The following is a 21135-nucleotide window of genomic DNA, read 5'->3' on the forward strand; positions in this document are numbered from 1 at the left end:
ACAAAAGCAGCACACAGGAGGACACAGATGGCACGCATTCAGATCGAATCGGTGCAGACACCTACGCTGACCAAGGCAGAACTCGCCGAACAGCTCTATGAGCGTATCGGCCTCAACAAACGTGAATCGAAAGACATGGTCGATGCCTTTTTCGACCGCGTTCGAGATGCCTTGGGCCGCGGCGAAGATGTCAAACTTTCCGGGTTCGGCCATTTCCAGTTGCGCGAAAAGGCGCAGCGGCCAGGCCGCAATCCCCGCACCGGCGAAATCATTCCCATCGCCGCACGCCGGGTGGTGATTTTCCACGCCAGCCACAAGTTCAAGCATCAACTCCAAGGCCCCGCCCTTGCTGATCTGGCCGAAGAGGTGCAGTGACCTTCGCCGGGTCTGCAAATCATCGAAGAACGGCGAAATTTGTTGGTAAGGTATCTGAAGAATGCCACGAACCCACGGTGAATCCTGCTGGACATTGCCGTTATGCGCCTGAGATGCGGCAAAATCCATTAACCAGCCCCTTCGGGCGAATTCCGTTTTGACGTAACCGCACACGCTTTTAGGATTTGCCCGTCGCCACCATGAGTGCCGTCCCCGCATTGCCGCCCATACCTGCCAAGCGCTACTTCACCATTGGAGAAGTCAGCGAGTTGTGCGGAGTGAAATCGCACGTACTGCGGTATTGGGAGCAAGAATTCGCACAATTGCGCCCGATGAAAAGAAGGGGCAACCGGCGCTATTACCAGCACCATGAGGTTCTGTTGATTCGCCGTATTCGCGAGCTGCTGTATGAGCAAGGTTTCACCATCAGCGGTGCCCGGGCGCGCTTGGGCGGAATTCCTGGCGAGGAGCACGCAATGCGAGAAGCAGCGGGCACGCCGGATGCCGGAGAGCAGGCTCCTCCGGTGCCGCTACCTGCCATTCAGCACATCAACGAACTGCGCGCCGAACTCCTCTCGATCCGCAGAAGTTTGATCGAACCCTGAGGAATAGTGTATGATTGCCTGCTTTGGTCGTCGGGGCGTAGCGCAGCCTGGTAGCGCACCTGCATGGGGTGCAGGGGGTCGGAGGTTCGAATCCTCTCGCCCCGACCAAAATTACTAAGTAAATGACCAGATCGTCAGATCTGATCGTTGACGGAAAAGCAATAAAAAAGCCCGCTAAAGCGGGCTTTTTCTTTTGGTTCGCATTCCCGACTAAGGGTTCAAGCTACGGCACGCAATGGGGCTTGCAGGGATTCCAGATGCTGCCGCGCCTCGGCTTCTGGCATGCGCTGCAGCAGGCGGTTGGCGCCGGAGATCAACGCGCGCACGGAGGCGGTGACGATGTTGGCGTCCATGCCCACTCCGTAGGTGCTGGTGGCCGTTCCTGCGATGGCCATTTCGACGACGGCCGAGGCTTTGGCATCCGCGCCAAGGCCGAGTGCGCGCTCCTCATAGCTATGCACGGCCAGTGGCAGGCGCAGGGCGTGGATGGCCGCGTCGATGGGGCCGTTGCCTTCGCCTGTGAGACTCAGGTGTTTGCCATCCACTTCGATTTCCAGGCGAACGCCTTGGCGCTCGCCGTGGTCGCTGAGGTGGTAGCTGTGCAGGTGCAACGGCTGCCCAATCTGCACATACTCTTCATTGAACATCTGCCAGAGTTGTTGTGCGGTGACTTCAGCGCCAGTGGCGTCGGTGTGTTTTTGCACCACACCGCTGAACTCGACCTGCAAACGGCGGGGCATGACCAGACCGTAGGTGGCTTCGAGCAGGTAGGCGATGCCGCCCTTGCCGGACTGGCTGTTGACGCGGATGACCGAATCGTAGGCGCGGCCGAGATCGGCCGGATCGACCGGGAGATACGGCACTTCCCACAGGGCATCTTGACGTTGTGCGGCCAGACCTTTTTTGATGGCGTCCTGATGTGAGCCGGAGAAAGCGGTAAACACCAGATCACCTGCATAGGGGTGGCGGGGATGCACGGGCAACTGTGTGCATTCCTCCACGGTGCGCGCCACGGCGTTGATGTTCGAAAAATCCAGCCCCGGGTTCACGCCTTGCGAATAGAGGTTGAGCGCAAGGGTGACGAGATCGACATTACCGGTGCGCTCGCCATTGCCGAACAGGCAGCCTTCCACGCGGTCGGCGCCGGCCATCACGCCCAGCTCTGCAGCGGCGACGGCGCAGCCCCGATCATTGTGCGGATGCAGCGACAGGATGATGCTGTCACGCTTGTCGAGATGGCGGTGCATCCATTCGATCTGGTCGGCATAGATGTTGGGGGTGCTCATCTCGACCGTGGCCGGCAAGTTGAAAATGATCTTGTTTTCCGGCGTGGGCTGCCAGACTTCGGTCACGGCGTTACACACCGAGACGGCAAAGGGAAGCTCGGTGCCGCTGAACACCTCGGGGCTGTACTGGAAGGTCCATTGGGTTTCCGGGTGCTCGGCAGCGATCTGCTTGATGAGTTTGGCCGCATTCACCGCGATCTGCGTGCAGCCCGCTTCGTCGACGTTGAACACGATGCGTCGGAAATTTGGGGCCGTGGCGTTGTACACATGAACGATCGCCCGCTTGGCGCCCCGCAGTGAGTCGAAGGTGCGGCGGATGAGATCTTCGCGCGCTTGGGTCAGCACTTCGATGGTGACGTCGTCAGGAATATGGCCGCCCTCGATGAGTTCGCGCACAAAATCGAAATCGGTTTGCGAGGCAGACGGAAAGGCCACCTCGATCTGCTTGACGCCGACGGCGCACAGCATTTTGAACATGCGCATCTTGCGCTGTGCATCCATGGGTTCGAACAGCGCCTGATTGCCGTCGCGCAGATCGGTGCTCATCCAGATCGGCGGCTGGGTGATGACCCGATCGGGCCAGGTGCGGTTTTTCAGATCGATCTGAGGGAAGGCACGGTATTTGGTGTTCGGTTGCTTCAACATGAGGTCATCTCCAGAAAGCGAATGGGGTTGCGCAGGGCATAGAGGGTGCGACGATGGGGCGGTCGGGCTGTCGCGGGTGCAGGGCCCGACCGCCGGTGGGTAGTCGTCTCAGATCGGTGCAGAAAATCGTCATGGCAAGCGCATATAAAAGAAAAGCGCCCGGTGGCTTAAGCCGCGGGCGCTTGGGATTTGGAAAACGTGATGAAAACGTCAATCAGTCGCGCGCGGCATTCGATGGCAAAGCCAGTAGTAGACCGCCCAGTAGCAAAGCCTCGCAAGCGCCCTCGCCGCCCCCGAAAGACCGAACACTGACATCACGCGCAACTTCAGCGTTGATCGATAACTTTGAGGCGAAAGGAATGCGAGACATAGACATGAAAGCAAGTTAGCAAAAGTCTGCATTCTCGTCAATGCCAGGGCGGGGACGACGATAGGGTAAATCGGCCCAGCTTGCCGCCATCCACGACGGCAGCGTGGCGGCGGTGAGTCCGCCGGGGCCGTGTTTGCGGGCGTAGTGGATGGCCGCTTGGCCGTGCAGCCAGACGGCAGCGAGCACTGATGAAGCCTTCCCTGTTGCTGCGAGCAGGGCGGCCGCGCTGCCGGCCAGCACATCGCCGCTGCCTGCCGTGGCCAATAGGCCATTGCCGGTGGCATTGATCCACGCTGTTTGTTGCGGCGAGACGATGAGGGTGCCGCGGCCCTTGAGCACAATCCAGCAGGCGAAGCGCTGAGCCAGGGTGCGCGCAGCGGTGAGACGGTCCGACTCAATCGCCTGTACCGAGGCGCCCAGCAGTCGGGCGGCCTCAAGGGGGTGGGGCGTCAATAGGGTTGTGATGGGGTTGCGTTGCCGTAGCAGGGTTTGCAGCGAATCAGTAACGGCCAGGAGATTGAGCGCGTCGGCGTCGAGCACCAGGGGGACGGGTTGGGCCAGGGCCTGCGCCAAGTAGCTGCGAGCGGTGTCGTCGCAACCGGCGCCGGGGCCGATGAGCAGGCAGGTTCGGCCGCCTTGGGCGTCGAGTAGCGCGGTGGGGGAGCGCAGCATCAGTTCTGGCGCCAGCAGATCTACGGCGGGGGCTTGGTGATCGAGCAGGCCGACGAACACTCTGCCGGCGCCGAGCTGGGCTGCTGCGCGGGCGGCGAGCAGGGCAGCGCCTGTCATGCCGGCGGCACCTCCGATCACCGCGACGTCGCCCCGCTGGCCCTTGTGGGCGGACTGTGCCAGGTCGGGCAGCAGAGGGCGAATCAGATCGGCGCCGAGCCAGATGGCATCAATCGGCAGATGCGGATGATGCGTTGCCGCACTGACGCCGAGATCGTCATGCCACAGCGTGCCGCACAAGCTTGATGCGGGGCCGGTGCATAAACCGGGCTTGAGCCCGAGCAGGCTGAGAGTCACGTTGGCGCGCACGCAGACGTCGGTTGCGGCGCCGGTGTCGGCATCCAGCCCCGAGGGCAGATCGACGCTGAGCACCGGGGCGCCGCGCTGCGCGTTGAGCTTTTGGATGATCTCGGCCATCTGCGCTCGCATGGGGCCCCGCAGGCCGAGGCCCAGCAGCGCGTCGATGTAGAGATCGGCCTCGGGCAAGGTGCTGTGATCGTCCCAGGCGCACCGAACCTCAGCCGTCTGCGCTTGCGCCCAGGCCCACGCAGCGTCGGCGGGCAGGCGAGAGCGCCATTCGTTCAGCGTCTCGGCGCCGCAGGCGAGGACGAGCACGTCGCGTCCAGCCTGGTGCAACTGCGTGGCCGCCACAAGGCCGTCGCCGCCGTTGTTTCCCGCGCCCGCGAGCACGACGACGCGTCTTGCGTGCGGAAAGCAAGCCTGCGCCAGTCGGGCCACGGCACTACCCGCGCGCTGCATGAGGCTGTGCGGGGGTAATGTGCGGGCGGCCTCGGATTCGATCTGGCGCAGCGCGTCGACGCGATACACCGGCTCGGATTGCAGGGGGCTGATGCGTTTGAGCATGTGCGTAATTTCTCCCTCAAATGAAGCCGAGCAGACCCAACAATGCCCCGGCGAGCAGTAGCCATAAGGGGTTGAGCCGTGTGCGGACGACCAGCACGACGGTAAGCAGCATGAGCGCGATGCGCTGCCAATTGGTGGCTTCCTGCCGCGCCAGCAGCCAGCCGGAGGACAGCAGCAGGCCGACGGTGATGGGCGCCATGCCGTCGTGCATGGCGCGTACCCAGTGGCGATCCTTGTGAATCCGGCTGTAGCGGAAATAGGCCACGGTCATGAGCGATGACGGCAGAATCAGCCCGATGGCTGCCAGCAGGGCGCCGGGCAGTCCGAGAATCTGCCAGCCGAGCAGGGCGGAGAACAGAATCATGTTGGGGCCGGGCGAGGCCTGCCCCAGCGCCAGGGCCGAGGTAAACGCCGAATCGCTGAGCCAATGTTGCTCCACCACCAGATAGCGGTGCATGTCGGGCAGCAGGCCGATGGCGCCGCCCACTGAAAGCACAGACCACAGCAGAAAATGGCCGAACAAAGCCAGGGTGACAGAGAGGGTGTGCATCAGGCCCTCCGAATGCGCCACCAGGCCAGTGCGACGGCAATCGGACCGAGTACGACCAAGACCCAGAGCAGGTTGATACGCAGCAGGCCCACCCCGGCAAACGCCAGCCCCGCCCAGCCCCAGTTGGGCAGGTAATGGCGAATGGCGGGAAAGAGCTTGATGGCCATGGCAATCACCAGTCCGGCCACCACGGCAGACATTCCCTGCAATGCATGAGTCACTGCGGGCGTGCTGGCGTATTGGGCGTAGGCGATGGCAACGAGGAAGATCAGCACCAGCGGCGCGACCAGCATGCCCGCCAGGGCCACGGCCGCCCCGCGCCAGCCGAAGAAATGCTGCCCGACCATCAGGGCAAGATTGATCAGGTTGGGCCCTGGCAGCACTTGGCTCAGGCTGAGCATCTCGACGAACTCGCCATTGCTCAACCAGCGTTTGTCTTCCACCAGAATGCGCTGAGCAAACGGCAATACCCCGCCAACCCCCAGCAGGGTGAGGTGGTTGAACACCCAGAACAATTCGGCCTTGTGACGCGGCGACTGATGGGGGGTGGCGGTCGGGCGACTCGGATCGGCCGGTTTGTCCGCAGAGGGTAGGGAAGTCATGGAATGAGCAAGTGAATAGATGCTTCAAAAAAGCGTGGGCAGCCCCAAAAGTTTCCTGCCCCCTGAGCGCCCCCAGGGCTGGACTGCGCCCAGCCCCCAGTGGGGGGGCAAGGAAACTTGGGGCGACCCTGCGTTTCCTTGAGAGGGGAGTGTCGAGGGTAGCGAAGGCTTTCGGGACGGGTGCATTTCTCACAATGCGAAATTTGGAAATCGTGATGTGAAAACAGCCTGCTGCAACGCAGGCCTGAGGGGTTTCACTCAGCAAAAAAATGTTCCGCATTGCAAAAAAATGGATTTATGTCATTGATGTATAAAGACATAAAATTATCTCTTATATAAGACATAAGACTATGCTGCGCCGCAAAAGTCGACTACGCTCAAGCATCGAATTTTCATTCACCCGGAGAAGCAAGATGGCAGATCGCAAACAGCAAGTGGCAGCGTTGGAACAGGACTGGGCGCAGAACTCGCGCTGGAAGGGCATCAAGCGCGGTTACGGCGCAGAGGAAGTGGTGCGCCTGCGCGGTTCGGTGATGGTTGAGCATACGCTGGCCCGTCGCGGTGCGGATCGTCTGTGGAAGCAGATGCACGACATGCCGTTCGTCAACGCCCTGGGCGCCTTGACTGGCAACCAGGCCATGCAGCAAGTCAAGGCCGGCCTGCAGGCCATCTACCTGTCGGGCTGGCAAGTGGCGGGCGATGCCAACCTGGCTGGCGAGATGTATCCCGACCAGTCGCTGTATCCGGCCAACTCGGTGCCCAGCGTGGTCAAGCGCATCAACAACACCCTCACCCGAGCCGATCAGATTCAGTGGATGGAAGGCAAGCAGCCCGGTGACGAAGGCTTCATCGACTATTTCGCCCCCATCGTGGCCGATGCCGAAGCCGGTTTCGGCGGCGTGCTCAACGCCTTCGAGCTGATGAAGTCCATGATCGAGGCCGGCGCCGCCGGCGTGCACTTCGAAGACCAGTTGGCCTCGGTGAAGAAATGCGGCCACATGGGCGGCAAGGTGCTGGTGCCGACTCGCGAGGCTGTTGCCAAGCTCGTGGCAGCGCGCCTGGCGGCCGACGTCATGGGCGTGCCGACGGTGCTGGTGGCGCGCACCGACGCCGAAGCGGCCGACCTGATCACCTCCGACGTTGACGATACCGACAAGCCCTTCTGCACCGGCGAGCGCACGGTCGAAGGCTTCTACCGCACCAAGCCCGGCCTGGAGCAGGCCATCTCCCGCGGTCTGGCCTACGCGCCCTATGCTGATCTGGTGTGGTGCGAAACCGGCAAGCCCGATTTGGCCTACGCCAAGGCCTTCGCAGAAGCCATTCATGCCAAGTTTCCCGGCAAGATGCTGGCCTACAACTGCTCGCCGTCCTTCAACTGGAAGAAGAACCTCGACGATGCCACCATCGCCAAGTTCCAGAAGGAATTGGGCGCCATGGGCTACAAGTTCCAGTTCATCACCCTGGCCGGTTTCCACGCGCTGAATTACTCGATGTTCAACTTGGCCTACGGCTATGCCCGCAACCAGATGAGCGCCTTCGTCGAGTTGCAAGAGGCCGAATTCGCCGCAGCGCCCAAGGGCTTCACCGCGGTCAAGCATCAACGCGAGGTCGGCACCGGCTATTTCGACGCCGTCACCACGACGATCGAGAACGAGGCTTCCACCGCCGCGCTCAAGGGATCGACCGAAGACGAGCAGTTCTTCGACCGCAAAGTGACCTAAGACTGGAGAAGAGTGGGCAGGGCCACGATGGCCTTGGCCTGCCGAGGAGACGCAGCCGCCTCAAAATTTCTTGAGGCGGTTTTTTATTTCCGATGTTGGGGCGTGGGTTCTTACTTCACGTCGCCGCAATCGCTGCCCAGGCGCTTGCCGTTCACCTGCATGTCCGATTGAGTCGTTGCGCCCGAGGGGGCGACGCTGGTGATGCTCCATTTCGACTCGAATGTTGCTGGGCCGGTGCGGAAGGTGCCGGTCTGCGTGACCTTGGCTTGCGGCAAATCGCAGTGGAAGGTCCATTGCGTCTCGCCACCGGCCAAGGTGGCTTGCTCGCGTGTGCACTGCTTGCCGTCCATCGGCACCACCACGCTCTCCGGTTTTTGCCCCGGTTTGACGCAGATCTTCACATCGCGCTGCATCGGCACGCTCAGGTTCGGATCGACGCGAGTCGTGCCTTGAATGTCCATGCTCCAGAGCCCGGGCTCCATGGGCGCATCTTTGGCGTACGCGGTGGCGCTCAATCCGGCGAAAACCATCATCAAACCCAGGGTGGTGTAGCGCATCAAAAAACCTCCAGGGCACAGGGCCCGCAAATCATCAGGAAATGGAAATAGACTCGGTTTGACCGAGATCGCGGTGTCGGGTTTCACCCAGCCCCAGAACGGCGAGCAGGCTGATGACAGCCGCCACGGAAATGTAGCCGCCTACCCAGCTCAGCCCACCGTGCGCCACCAACACCTGGGCGACATAGGGGGCAAGCGAGGCCCCGAGAATGCCGCCGAGGTTGTAGGCCGCGCCCGAGCCGGTGTAGCGCACCGAGGTAGGAAAAATCTCGGGCAGCATCGCACCCAGTGGCGCATAGGTCATGCCCATGAGAAAGAGGGCGCCGCACAGAAATATTCCCACGCCCGTGGTGGTGGCTGAGCCCAGCAGCGGTGCCAGAGCGAAACCCCAGAGCACCGCGGCCCCGGCCGACGCGACCAAGACGGCGCGTCGCCCCAGGGCGTCGCTGGCCCAGGCCGACAACACAGTGGCCACGGCCATGCAGACGATGGCCAGCATCAGCCAGGCCTGCAGCGTCGGCTTGGGCAGATGCAAGGTGCCGATGCCATAGCTCAGCACGAACACCGCGCTGATATAGAACAAGGCGTAGCAGACCACGATAGACAACGAGCCGAGTATCAGCGGCTTGAGGTGGCCGCTGAGCAGTTCGGTCAGCGGAACGCGTCGGGGTTGCTTGGCGACTGCCTGGAACAAGGGGGTTTCAGTGAGTTTGAGTCTCGCATACAGGCCAATGAGCACCAGCACGGCGCTGACCAGAAAGGGAATGCGCCAGCCCCAGGCCATGAACTGTTCGTGGCTCAGCAGCAGGCCCAGCAGCAGGAACAGACCGTTGGCCACGAGAAAGCCGATGGAGGGCCCAAGCTGGGGAAACATGCCGAACAGACCGCGGCGGTGCTTGGGCGCATTTTCTGTGGCGAGCAGCGCCGCGCCGCCCCATTCGCCGCCGAGCCCCAGCCCCTGGCCGATGCGCAGAATGACCAGCAACCACGGAGCCAGCTCGCCGATGTGGTCATATCCGGGCAGCAGGCCGATGAGCGTGGTGCACACCCCCATGGTGAGCAGCGTGGCGACCAAGGTGGACTTGCGGCCGAATCGATCGCCGAAATGTCCGAACAGAAAGGAGCCGACCGGCCGCGCCAGAAACGCGATGCCGAAAGTGGCAAAGGCGTTGAGTGTCTGCGCCGTGGGCGAGGCGCTCGGAAAGAACACCGGCCCGATGACCAGCGCCGCGGCAATGGCGTAAACGTAGAAGTCGTAGAACTCGATGGCCGTGCCGATGAAGCTGGCGATGGCGATATGCGATGTCTTGTTAACCGGGGCGATGGACGCGGCTGTCATGGAGTCTCCTCATGTTTGTTTGCGAGCAATCTACCGGAAGGCGCGAATCCGGAATGTTTCAGAATGCAAACCGCGTTACGGAGTTTTTTGCTTGCTGCGTTTTGGCAAAGCCAGCCGCCAGATCGCCGCAGCGCAGGCTGCGATGACGGTCAGCGCCAGCAGCAGCCAGGCCAGATTGAGCCACCAAAGCCCTTCAGCAGAGAGCATGCGCGCAGCAGAGCCCAAACCGCAGCAATCGGGCAACCAGGCGCTGGCGTTTGCCCAGCCGGCGCAGGCGATGGACAGCCCCTGCGCGGCCAGCCCGGCGAGGCCGAGCAGCAGCAAAATCCAGGTGAACCGGGTATTGAGGCGGAACCCCAGCAGCAGCATGAGGGCGAACAAAAAGGCGGGCAGTCCCGCCCAGACGGCGACGCCTTGGAACAACATTGCGCACACCGCCACGGTTCACACCCTCTCAGTCTGTCGATGCCGTCGTCGCGGTGTAGGTGACGAAGTGATAGGCCCAGCCTTCAGGCGCGAGGTGCGACTCTCGGGCGGTTTCGGTGAAGCGGCTGCGGTCCCAATTGGGAAAGCGCGTGTCGCCGTCGAAGTCGTGGTCGATCTCGGTGAGTTCCAGCCGGTCGGCCAGGGGTAGCGCTTGGGCATAGAGCTGGGCGCCGCCGATGACGAAGGACAGTGCATCGTTGCTGATCCGTTGCAGTGCCGCCGGAAGTGACTCGGCAGGTTCCGCCCCCGCCGCCTGCCATCCGGGCTGACGGCTGATCACGATATTGCGGCGTCCCGGAAGCGGTCGTCCCAATGAATCCCAGGTACGGCGCCCCATCAGGATGGGGTGGCCCAGGGTGAGGCGCTTGAAGTGCTGCAGATCGGCCGGGAGATGCCAGGGCATGCCGCCGTCTTTGCCAATCATGCCGTTGCGCGCCACGGCGGCGATGAGGACGAGTTCGGTCATACCGCCACAGGCGCCTTGATCGCCGGATGGTGCTGATAGTGGCTCAGGACGAAATCGTCGAAGGTGTAGTCGAACAGGCTCTCGGGTTTGCGCGCGAACTCCAGTGTGGGGTAGGGGTAGGGCGCGCGGCTGAGTTGCTCCTGCACCTGGGCGAAATGGTTGCTGTAGAGGTGGCAGTCGCCCCCGGTCCAGACGAAATCGCCGGGCAGAAGATCGGTCTGTTGCGCGATCATCAAGGTGAGCAGCGCATAGCTGGCGATGTTGAAGGGCACGCCAAGAAAAATATCGGCGCTGCGCTGATAGAGCTGGCAGCTCAGGCGTCCCGGTTCTCCGGGTTGGCGCGGTGGGGCGACGTAGAACTGGAAAAACGCATGGCAGGGCGGCAGGGCCATTTCCGCGATCTGGCCGACGTTCCAGGCGCTGACGATGATGCGGCGCGAATCCGGCTGGGTGCGCAGTTGCCGCAGCACTTCGCTGATCTGGTCGATGGAACGGTGCGGGTCGTCGGCCGTCGGCGCGGGCCACGAACGCCATTGCACGCCGTAGATCGGACCGAGTTCGCCGTCTGCGCGCGCCCATTCGTCCCAGATCGTCACGCCATGTTCTTGGAGCCAGCGCACGTTCGACTCGCCGCGCAGAAACCACAACAGCTCGTAGGCGATGCTTTTGAAATGCACCCGCTTGGTGGTGATGAGCGGAAAACCGGCCGACAGATCGAAGCGCATCTGGTGACCGAACACGCTGCGCGTGCCCGTGCCGGTGCGGTCGGTCTTGTCCTGGCCGTGGGTGAAGACGTGACGCATCAGGTCTTCGTAAGGGGTGGGGATGGCGGTCATGAAACACACTTCGTTGGACGCAGGCCGTGGGCTGGCGCAAAGAATATGGCAGAGGCGCAAGAGCCTCGCGCGGGGCAATCTTACCCACGACCTGAGCGTTCACGGCTGGGATGCAGCACAGCGAGCGGCTTTTGCGGTGCCCAGACCACTTGGCGTCAGGTCACAGCTCTCATCATTGTGCCTACATGCTGCAACTGGGCTCCACAACTCACTGCATGAACTGCAGCGACGCCAAGCTGGCGTAGAGGCCGCCGCGGGCCATGAGTTCGGCGTGGGTGCCGATGTCGATGATGCGGCCCTGATCCATCACCACAATGCGGTCGGCGCGCTGCACGGTGGCGAGGCGGTGGGCGATGACCAGGGTGGTGCGGTCGCGCATGGCGTGTTCGAGCGCGGTCTGCACGTCGCGCTCGCTGGCGGCGTCGAGCGCGCTGGTGGCTTCGTCGAGCAGCAGCAGCGGGGCGTTTTTCAGAATGGCGCGGGCGATGCTGATGCGCTGGCGCTGGCCGCCGCTCAAGCGTACGCCGCGCTCGCCCAGATAGGTGGCGTCGCCCTGCGGCAGTTCGCGCAGAAATTCTTCAGCCTGCGCCGCGCGGGCTGCGGCCTGCACTTCGGCGTCGGTGGCTTCCGGGCGGCCGTAGCGAATGTTGTCGGCCGCGCTGGCGGAAAAAATCACCGCGTCCTGCGGCACCAGGCCGATGCGCTGGCGCAGCGCCTTGAAGTCGGCCTGCTGCACGTCCACGCCGTCGATGCGGATGCTGCCTTGCTGCGCGTCGTAAAAGCGCAGCAGTAGTTGCAGCACGGTGGTCTTGCCGGCGCCGCTGGGGCCGACCAGGGCCACGGTTTCGCCGGGTTTGATCTGCAGCGAAAAGTCGTCGAGCGCCGGTTTGTCCGGCCGCGAAGGGTAGAAAAACCGCACATGGTCGAGCACCACCGCCGAGCCGCGCTGCACCGCGGGTAGCGCGACCGGATGCGCCGGATTGCGCACGGGCGATTGTTCGGCCAGCAGTTCCATCAGGCGCTCAGTGGCGCCGGCCGCGCGCAGCAAGTCGCCAAACACTTCGGCCAGCGCGGCGGCCGAACCGGCCACCAGGCCGATGTAGAGCACCGTCTGGCCCAGAACACCGGCGCTCATGCGGCCTTCCATGACCGACACCGTGCCCAGATACAGGCCATAGAGCAGGGCGCCGAACATGGCGACGATGATGAAGGCGGTGAGCAGCGAGCGCACCTTGTTGCGGCTGACCGCGGTGCGGAATGCGGTTTCGGCCGAGTTGGAAAATCGCCGGGCTTCGTCGTCTTCGCGGGCGTAGCTCTGCACCACAGGCATGGCGGCGAGCACTTCGGAGGCCAGCGCGCTGGCGTCGGCGATGCGGTCCTGGCTGGCGCGCGACAGGCGCCGCACACGGCGGCCGATGAACACGGCGGGGGCCACCACCACGGCAATCACCACCAGCACGCCCAGCATCAGACCGGGGTTGGTGATGATGAGCATGGTCATACCGCCGATCAGCACCACCACGTTACGCAGTCCCATGGAAAAACTGGTGCCGACAACGGTCTGCACCAGCGTGGTGTCGGTGGTGAGACGAGACAGCACTTCGCCGGTTTGCGTGTGCTCGAAAAACTGCGGGCTCTGCCGCAGCACGTGGGCATAGACGGCGCTGCGCACATCGGCGGTGATGCGCTCGCCCAGCCAACTCACCATATAAAAGCGCGCGGCGGAAAACACCCCCAGCGCCACGGCCAGCCCGAACAGTCCGGCGAAATGCCAGCCTAAAGCCGCCCGGCTGGCTTGCGCATGCAGCATGCCGGCGTCGATCAGCCAGCGCAGCGCCATGGGGAAGGCCAGGGTGCTGCCCGCAGCGAGCAACAAGAAGAGCAGCGCCACCGCAATGCGTCCACGATACGGGCGCAGAAACGGCAGCAAGCCGCTCAAGCTACGCATCGAGCGGCTACGGGGGCGTTTGTCGGTTTGGGGGAGGGAGCGGGATGAGGCGTATTCGGCGGACATGCAGGCATTACAGCATGTCAGCTTTCAGCATGCAGGACGAATGTCAAACGGCGGATCGAATGTCGGGATCGCCTTGCGCCTGATTGGGCTCGGGCGCTTGAGCCTCGTGATCGAGTTGCAGCACCTCCGGCTCTTGCGTCATGCCGGTGCGGCTGTAGCCGGTGAAATGCGCCCCGGCTTCGATGTCGAGTGATTGCGCCGTCACGTCGCCTTCGACCTGGCCCTGGCCGTGAATGCGCAGTTGTTCCGTCGCGTGCACTTTGGCCTTGATGCGCCCGTGCACCAGCACGCTGCGAGCGCTGACCTGTTTGCCTTCGATCGCGCCAGTGGTGGAGACTTCGAGATCGCCATCGACCTGCACCGTGCCGAAGATCGTGCCGTCAACGCGCAGATTGCCCGCCGCGCGCAGGTCGCCATGCACCTCGCTGCCCGCGCCGATGTACGTCAGCGCCGAGGGCGTGACGGCGGCCGTCGCGGCGGAGGCGGCGGCGGATTCTTTCGACCAGACATCAGTGGTCTTCGGCGTTTTCGGCTTGAACATGAGGCAGTCCTATCGTTGGGCAAGCAGGTAGATGGTGGGGTCGAGCGTCTTGTCCCCGTAGAGCAAGGTGTAGTGCAAATGCGGGCCGGTGGAGCGGCCGGTATTGCCCGACAGGGCGATGACCTGACCACGCGTGACCGTGTCGCCCGCCTTGACCCGGATGGTGCTGAGGTGGCCGAACAGGCTGCGATAGCCGAAGGGATGGGCGATGACCACGCAGTTGCCATAGCCCGACTTCCACCCCGCACTCTCGACCACGCCGATGGCGGTGGCGTGGACGGGCGTGCCCGGTTTCACGCCGAAGTCGATGCCGTTGTGAAACTCCACGCCGCCGCCCATGGGGTTGGGGCGCAGGCCGTAATCCGATGTGATGGGCGCATCGCCATTGACAGGGTCGCCCATGGGCCGCGCCGCCTCCAGCGAAGCGAGGTGATGGGCTTGCGGTAGCAACAGACTCAGGCGCGCACCGATCAGATCGACTTCATCGTGCAGCAGCGCTGGGGCATTGGCCGCGTTGAGCGGTTGGGCGATGCCGCCCTGGTTGACGTTTTTCTCCTCGACCGGAAACTGCTCGGCCCGCTTCTGCACAAATCCGCGCATGGTGGTGGCGAGGCTGTCCACGCGCTGCTTGAGCGCGAGAAGATGGCTGGCCATGGCGCCGTTTTCGGCCTGCAGCCGGGCGTTGGCGCTCTGGGCGGTAGCGGCTTGCGCGGCCAGTTGATCCGCGCGCTGCTGAAGATTGCCGCTGGCGACTTGGCGCCAGGCCATGAAAAACGTGACCATGAGCCACAGGGCCACGGCCGCCAGCACCCAGAAAGCCGCACGACGCAGGGCATCGAGGTCGATACGGAAACTGTGCGCGGCATGGCCCGGCCGGGTAATGAGAATTTCCAGATGCCGCGAGTGCGCCGCCGCGCGCGGGTTGGCGGGCTTGCCGAACAGGGCGGAGATCAGGGCAGGGCGCTTGGGCAATCGCATGAGTGAAGAGTCTGCGGGCGGATCGTTGACAAATTCTACCCAGCGCAGGGGGCGAGCCCCCGCAAATGCGGGTGAATGGTTACAGCTTGAAACGACACAGTCGGGCGCGGCTGAAGGACGGCTGTGAGTCAGTTTTTGATGGGCCGCCAACGCAAAGTCCTGCTGGAGACGCGGTGCAATCGCTGCCGGTATAGTGCTCGGATGACTGCACATTTCCCCAGCTCTTCGGCATCTTCCTCAGATAAGGAGAGCGCCATCCGCATCATCGGTGCGCGGCAGAACAATCTCAAGAACCTCGATCTGGACATTCCGCTGGGGCGCATTGTCGTCGTCACCGGCGTTTCGGGGTCGGGCAAGAGTTCGCTGGTGTTCGACACGGTGTACGCCGAAGGGCAGCGGCGCTATGTCGAGACGTTCTCGCCTTACGCGCGGCAGTTTCTCGACCGCATGGATCGCCCGCAGGTCGATCGCATCGAAGGCATTCCGCCGGCGATCGCCATCGATCAGACCAACCCGGTGCGCACCTCGCGTTCCACCGTGGGCACCATGACCGAGCTGGCCGATCATCTCAAGCTGCTGTTCGCCCGTGCGGCCAGACTGTACTGCCGCGGCTGCGGCGCGGAGGTGCGGCGGGATACGGCGCAGAGCATCGTCGAGGACGTGCAGCGCCGCGCGCGCCTGCTGCCGCAGGGGCTGCGCGCCGCCGTGGTGTTCGCGGTGGCAATGCCGCAGGGCATGAGCGTGGAGCACATCACCCAGCAGCTCGCCGCGCAGGGTTACACCCGCATTCTCGGCGAGCGCGACACGCCCAAAGGACGGGTGCTCGACGTGGTGCAGGACCGGCTGCGTCTGCCGACCGACGAGCCCGCGCGGCTCAGCGAGGCCGTCGAGTCGGCGCTGCGGCTGGGCCAGGGACGCATGGAAGTGCACGAGCTGCCGCGCGATGTTGAGGCCGCCGAGAGCAATGGGATGGTGTGGCGTTATTCCTCGGATCTGCACTGCCCGGATTGCGACATCCACTACCGCGACCCCAGCCCGGGTTTGTTCAGCTTCAATTCGCCCGTCGGCGCTTGCGAAACCTGTCGCGGTTTCGGCCGGGTGATCGGCGTCGACCTCGATCTGGTGATTCCCGATGCGCGCAAAACCCTGCGGGCCGGGGCGGTGAAACCCTGGCAGACGCAGAGCTTTGCCGAATGCCAGACCGATCTGGAGCGCTACGCCGCGCAGGCCGAGATCAGGCTCGATGTGCCCTGGGCCGAGCTCAGCGAACGCGAGCGCACCTGGGTCATCGAGGGCGACCCCGACTGGCGCGGCAACTGGCAGAAGCAGTTCTACGGGGTGCGGCGCTATTTCGACTGGCTGGAGAGCCGCGCTTACAAGATGCATGTGCGCGTGCTGTTGTCCAAGTACCGCAGCTACACCGCCTGCCCCACCTGCCAGGGCGCGCGGCTCAAGACCGAAGCGCTGTTGTGGCGCATCGGCTCGTTGGAACAGGCCGAGGCCGCGATCGGCGGAGAGGGCAGCTACGCGCGATTTCGCCCTGCAGGGGCGTCCTGGAGCGACGCCGTGCTGGCCAGCCTGCCGGGGCTGAATCTGCACGACGTCAACTCGCTCCCGATCGAGCGTCTGCAGCGTCTGTTCGCCGATCTGGCGCTGCCGGACATGGCGCAAGCCGCCAGCAGCATGCTGCTCGACAACATCCGCTCGCGTCTGCGCTACCTGCGCGATGTCGGCCTGGGCTATCTCACCCTCGACCGCCAGTCGCGCACCTTGTCGGGCGGAGAGGTGCAGCGCATCAACCTCACCACCGCGCTAGGTACGGCGCTGACGCAAACCCTGTTCGTGCTCGACGAGCCGTCCATCGGCCTGCACCCGCGCGATCTCGACCGGCTGGGCGGTGTGCTGCATCGGCTCAAGGAGGCGGGCAATTCGCTGCTACTCGTCGAGCACGATCCCCAGCTCATGCGCACCGCCGACTGGATGCTGGAAATCGGCCCCGGCCCGGGCGAGCGCGGCGGGCATCTGGTATTCCAGGGCACACTCGATCAGGCGCAGCGCTCAAACACGCTGACCGGCCGTTACCTCAGCGGTGAACTGAAGGTGAGCGATGCTTTGCCGCGCCGACGCACCCCGCGCCGCGATGCGCAGGGCGGTCTGCTGGCGCCGCGCCTCATTCTGGAAGGCGCGCGCGAGCACAACCTCAAGTCGCTGACGGTCGAGATTCCGCTGGGCTTCATGACGGCGCTCACTGGCGTGTCGGGCTGCGGCAAATCCACCCTCATCGGCGACGTGCTGTATCCGGCGCTGGCCCGCTCGCTGGGCAAGACCGCACCCGTGCCCGGCGCTTTCGACCGCCTGCTCGGCGCCGATCAGGTGGGTGATGTGGTGCTGGTCGATCAGTCGCCCATCGGCAAGACGGCCCGCTCCAACCCGGTGAGTTTCGTCGGCGCTTTCGACGGCATTCGCGCCCTGTTCGCCGCTTTGCCCGCCGCACGCGAGCGCAGCTACACCGCGGGCACTTTCAGCTTCAACAGCGGCGACGGCCGTTGCCCCACCTGCGGCGGTTCGGGCTTCGAGCATGTGGAAATGCAGTTCCTGTCGGACGTCTACCTGCGTTGCCCCGACTGCGACGGCAAGCGCTACCGCGCCGAAGTGCTCGAAGTGCAACTGCCGGCGCAGGCCGGGTTCGCCCCGCTGAACATGGCCGAGGTGCTCGACCTCACCGTGGCCGAGGCGCTGCAGCGCTTTCACGGCCAGGCCGACATCACCCGGACGCTGCAGGCCCTGGTGGATGTGGGGCTGGACTATCTGCGCCTGGGCCAGCCCACGCCAACGCTATCAGGCGGGGAAGCCCAGCGGCTCAAGCTCGCGGGTTTTCTGGCCGAGGCCGCCAAGACCCGGGCCGGACTGGCGCGCAAGGGCACGCTGTTCTTGTTCGACGAGCCGACCACCGGACTGCATTTCGACGACGTGGCCAAACTGCTGCGGGCCCTGCGCAAACTGCTCGACGCCGGGCACACCGTGCTGGTGATTGAGCACAACCTCGATGTCATCGCCTCGTCGGACTGGGTCATCGACCTCGGCCCCGAAGGGGGCGACGCCGGGGGGCGGCTGGTTTTCGCTGGGCCGCCCGACGAGCTGGCCGCCTGCGCGACATCGTTTACCGGCCAGGCGCTGGCGCGGGATGCGGCGCAGCGACGGGCCGGGCAAAACCCCTCCCCACCCCAACCCTCCCCACCCAGTGGGGAGGGGGTGTTCTCCTCCTCCACTCGTGGGGGAGGTCGGGAGGGGCATCCGAAGGACGCGCGAAGCGCCGTTCTCACCTCCTCCACTTGTGGGGGAGGCCGGGAGGGGGCAGCGAACGCCTCGTCTCTGTTGCAAGCCGCCGAGCCCGCTGCGAGCTACTCCGCCGCCGACGAACCCGTCGGCCCGCACCTCGCCAGCGCGCTGCGCGCCGGCAAGGCCGGATTCATCGCCATCCGCCAGGCGCGTGAGCACAATCTGCGCGGGGTCGATGTGGATATTCCGCGTGGCGAGATGACGGTCATCACCGGCGTTTCCGGTTCCGGCAAATCGACCCTGGCCTTCGACGTACTGTTCACCGAAGGTCAGCGGCGCTATCTGGAGTCGATCAATGCCTACGCCCGGCAGTTCGTGCAACCCGCGGCGCGGCCCGATGTGGAAGCCATCGTCGGCATTCCGCCCACGGTCGCCATCGAGCAACGCACCAGCCGCGGCGGGCGCAAGAGCACCGTGGGCACGCTCACCGAGGCGTATCACTTCCTGCGGTTGATCTACGCCAAGTGCGGCACGCAATACTGTCCGGACTGCAACATCCCCATCGAGCCGCAAAGCCCGGAGGCCATTGCCGCGCAATTGCTGCGCGACTGGCGCGGCCAGCACATCGGGCTGCTGGCGCCGCTGGTGGTGCAGCGCAAGGGTTACTACACCGATCTGGCGGTATGGGCGCGCAGCATGGGCTACACCCATCTGCGGGTGGACGGCGCATTCGTGCCGACCGATCCCTGGCCGCGGCTCGATCGCTTCAAGGAGCACAGCATCGAACTCCCCGTCGGCGACGTGGTGGTGCGGGCGGAGAACGAGGAGGCATTGCGTGATCTGCTGCGGCGTGCCTTGGCGCTGGGCAAAGGCGTGGTGCTGGTGCTGGCGCCGCTGGATGGTTTGAAGGAGGCGATGGAAGCCGGGCAGCCCGAGCCACCGATGCGCAGCCTGCTGCTGTCCACCAAACGCGCCTGTCCGGGCTGCGGGCGCAGCTTCCGCGAACTCGATCCACGCCAGTTTTCCTACAACTCGCCCACCGGCTGGTGCCCCACCTGCTTCGGCACCGGGGAACTGATCGCCGGTTTCGATGCCGAGCAGACCGGCGAGGAGGCCGCCTGGGCCGAGGCGGACGGCGAGAAGGCTGCGTCGCGAGGCAAACCGGGCCGGGGCCGCAAGGCCGCGCCCGAGGCTGAGCCGGGCGCTCCGTCCACCTGCCCGAGCTGCCACGGCGCGCGGCTGAACCGCGACAGTCTGGCGGTTCGGCTGCGCGATCAGTCCATCGCCCAGCTTGCCGCACGCGATATCGATGCCGCGGCCGCCTGGTTCGGAGCACTGGCCCTCACGCCGCGGGAAGCCGAGATCGTGCGCGACGCCCTGAGCGAAATCCGTTCGCGCCTGGCCTTCATGCAGCAGGTGGGCCTCGGCTATCTGGGGCTGGACCGCGGCGCGCCCACGCTCTCCGGCGGCGAGGCGCAGCGCATCCGGCTGGCGGCGCAACTCGGCAGCAATCTGCGCGGCGTTTGCTACGTGCTCGACGAGCCGACCATCGGCCTGCATCCTCGGGACAACCGCATCCTGCTCGACGCGCTGGACCGGCTCAAGGCCAAGGGCAACACGCTGGTGGTGGTGGAACACGACGAAGACACCATGCGCCGCGCCGATCATCTCATCGACATCGGCCCGGGGGCGGGGCGTCGTGGCGGTCAGGTCGTGGCCAGCGGCGCGCTGGCGGAAGTCATGGCCCACGCCGACACGGCCACCGCGCGCAGCCTGCGCGATCCCATGCCCTGGCCGCTGCAGCCGCGCCCGCTCACCCGGGCCGACCAACCCGCGCTGCATCTGCACAGCGCGCACCTGCACAATCTGCAGGGCTTGAGCGCGCAGTTTCCGCGAGGGCGGCTCACCGTGGTCACTGGGGTGTCGGGTTCGGGCAAATCCACGCTGGCCCGCGAAGTGCTGGTACCTGCGCTGCGTCAGCGGCTTGCGGGGCATGCGGGCGAGATTGAGGACGCGGGCGATCTGACGGGCTGGGAAGGCCTTGAGCGCGTGCTCGAAGTCGATCAGTCCCCCATCGGCAAGACGCCCCGTTCTTGCGCCGCCACCTATCTGGGCCTCTGGGACGGCATTCGCCAGTTGTTCGCCGACACCGAGGAAGCGCGCATCCGCGGCTATACCGCCAGCCGATTCTCCTTCAACGCTGGCCCCGGCCGCTGCCCGACCTGCGAGGGGCAGGGCGCGGTGAAAGTGGCGATGAACTTCTTGCCCGACGTCACCGTGCCCTGCACCGATTGCAACGGTCTGCGCTTCAACCCTGAAACGCTCGCAGTGCGGCTGCGCGGCCGCAACGCCGGCGAGGTGCTGCAGATGGAGGTGGACGAAGCCGTCGAGTTTTTCGCGGCGCACCGCAAAATCCATCACGCGCTGCAATTGCTGCAGGACGTGGGGCTGGGTTATCTGCAACTCGGCCAGCCCAGTCCGTTTCTGTCGGGCGGCGAGGCACAGCGCATCAAGCTGGTCACCGAACTCGCCACCGCCGGAACCCGGCCGACGGTGTACGTGCTCGACGAGCCGACCGTCGGTCTGCACAAGACCGACACCGAAAAACTCATTCGCGTGCTGCACCGCCTGACCGACAGCGGTCATACCGTGGTGGTCATCGAGCATGACCTCGACATGATGGCCAATGCCGACTGGCTGATCGATCTCGGCCCTGAAGGCGGCAAGGGCGGCGGGCGGCTGGTGATGCAGGGGCCGACGGCCGACTTCCTCGAAGCCGATGCGCCGGGGCATACCGCCAAGGCGCTGCGCGACGCTTGGACGCAGCATCAGGCGCAATATCGAGCGGCACGCGCCGATTTGGCTTGAGCCACGCAAAACCCACTCTTATCT

General features: G+C 64.7%; 16 protein-coding genes and 1 tRNA gene. 5 read left to right on the forward strand and 12 right to left on the reverse strand.

Annotated elements, in window-relative coordinates; translation table 11 throughout:
* The first annotated feature begins 27 nt into the window (after positions 1-27).
* The 3 genes from B3H47_RS14315 to B3H47_RS14325 all read left to right on the forward strand — a co-directional run bounded on the left by B3H47_RS14315 (position 28) and on the right by B3H47_RS14325 (position 1088).
* Positions 28-375 carry an integration host factor subunit alpha gene (locus B3H47_RS14315; protein ID WP_013105710.1) on the forward strand — a complete coding sequence of 116 codons (348 nt, stop codon included), beginning with the start codon at positions 28-30 and terminating at the stop codon, positions 373-375.
* A gap of 200 nt (positions 376-575) precedes the next feature.
* A complete protein-coding gene (locus B3H47_RS14320; protein WP_286987695.1) occupies positions 576-980 on the forward strand; it encodes a MerR family transcriptional regulator in 405 nt (134 codons plus the stop codon).
* 31 nt (positions 981-1011) lie between these two features.
* Positions 1012-1088, forward strand: a tRNA-Pro gene (locus tag B3H47_RS14325).
* Between the two features lie 110 nt (positions 1089-1198).
* Here the strand turns inward: B3H47_RS14325 and leuA are convergent.
* From leuA to B3H47_RS14345, 4 genes are all read right to left on the reverse strand, one after another.
* Positions 1199-2911: a 2-isopropylmalate synthase gene (gene leuA / locus B3H47_RS14330; RefSeq protein WP_276728585.1), complete on the reverse strand. Its 1713-nt coding sequence runs from the start codon at positions 2909-2911 to the stop codon at positions 1199-1201.
* Between the two features lie 385 nt (positions 2912-3296).
* Entirely contained in the window at positions 3297-4874 is a 1578-nt protein-coding gene (locus B3H47_RS14335; protein ID WP_286987696.1) for an NAD(P)H-hydrate dehydratase, read from the reverse strand.
* A 16-nt stretch (positions 4875-4890) separates the two neighbouring features.
* A complete protein-coding gene (locus B3H47_RS14340) occupies positions 4891-5424 on the reverse strand; it encodes a chromate transporter (protein ID WP_286987698.1) in 534 nt (177 codons plus the stop codon).
* Positions 5424-6026, reverse strand: coding sequence for a chromate transporter (locus tag B3H47_RS14345; protein WP_286987700.1), 603 nt, complete (start codon positions 6024-6026; stop codon positions 5424-5426). Before B3H47_RS14345 ends, B3H47_RS14340 begins: the two co-directional genes overlap by 1 nt.
* 413 nt (positions 6027-6439) lie before the next feature.
* On the opposite strand from B3H47_RS14345, the gene aceA reads away from it, so the two are divergent.
* Positions 6440-7747, forward strand: coding sequence for an isocitrate lyase (gene aceA / locus B3H47_RS14350; protein ID WP_286987702.1), 1308 nt, complete (start codon positions 6440-6442; stop codon positions 7745-7747).
* A 110-nt stretch (positions 7748-7857) separates the two neighbouring features.
* On the opposite strand, the gene B3H47_RS14355 is transcribed toward aceA, so the two are convergent.
* The 8 genes from B3H47_RS14355 to B3H47_RS14390 all read right to left on the reverse strand — a co-directional run bounded on the left by B3H47_RS14355 (position 7858) and on the right by B3H47_RS14390 (position 14964).
* Positions 7858-8304: a DUF3617 domain-containing protein gene (locus B3H47_RS14355; RefSeq protein ID WP_286987703.1), complete on the reverse strand. Its 447-nt coding sequence runs from the start codon at positions 8302-8304 to the stop codon at positions 7858-7860.
* A gap of 34 nt (positions 8305-8338) precedes the next feature.
* The gene (locus tag B3H47_RS14360) at positions 8339-9643 is read right to left on the reverse strand and encodes an MFS transporter (protein ID WP_286987705.1); all 1305 of its coding nucleotides are present in this window, start codon (positions 9641-9643) and stop codon (positions 8339-8341) included.
* Between the two features lie 75 nt (positions 9644-9718).
* Positions 9719-10069: a hypothetical protein gene (locus B3H47_RS14365; RefSeq protein ID WP_013123045.1), complete on the reverse strand. Its 351-nt coding sequence runs from the start codon at positions 10067-10069 to the stop codon at positions 9719-9721.
* Between the two features lie 28 nt (positions 10070-10097).
* Positions 10098-10595, reverse strand: a complete 498-nt coding sequence (locus tag B3H47_RS14370) for a dihydrofolate reductase (protein ID WP_286987707.1) — start codon at positions 10593-10595, stop codon at positions 10098-10100.
* Positions 10592-11431 (reverse strand): thymidylate synthase, encoded by an 840-nt coding sequence (locus B3H47_RS14375; protein WP_286987709.1) that lies wholly within the window; start codon positions 11429-11431, stop codon positions 10592-10594. Before B3H47_RS14375 ends, B3H47_RS14370 begins: the two co-directional genes overlap by 4 nt.
* Before the next feature lie 208 nt (positions 11432-11639).
* Positions 11640-13379, reverse strand: coding sequence for an ABC transporter transmembrane domain-containing protein (locus B3H47_RS14380; protein WP_286987714.1), 1740 nt, complete (start codon positions 13377-13379; stop codon positions 11640-11642).
* A 109-nt stretch (positions 13380-13488) separates the two neighbouring features.
* Entirely contained in the window at positions 13489-13986 is a 498-nt protein-coding gene (locus B3H47_RS14385) for a bactofilin family protein (RefSeq protein ID WP_286987716.1), read from the reverse strand.
* 9 nt (positions 13987-13995) lie between these two features.
* Positions 13996-14964, reverse strand: coding sequence for a M23 family metallopeptidase (locus B3H47_RS14390; RefSeq protein WP_286987718.1), 969 nt, complete (start codon positions 14962-14964; stop codon positions 13996-13998).
* Between the two features lie 201 nt (positions 14965-15165).
* Between B3H47_RS14390 and uvrA the strand changes: the two genes are divergently transcribed.
* Positions 15166-21111, forward strand: coding sequence for an excinuclease ABC subunit UvrA (gene uvrA, locus B3H47_RS14395; protein WP_286987719.1), 5946 nt, complete (start codon positions 15166-15168; stop codon positions 21109-21111).
* Positions 21112-21135: the final 24 nt, after the last annotated feature.

Origin of the sequence: Thiomonas sp. UBA7699 (assembly GCF_002482605.1) — a bacterium.
In the GTDB taxonomy this organism is placed as follows: domain Bacteria; phylum Pseudomonadota; class Gammaproteobacteria; order Burkholderiales; family Burkholderiaceae_C; genus Thiomonas; species Thiomonas arsenitoxydans.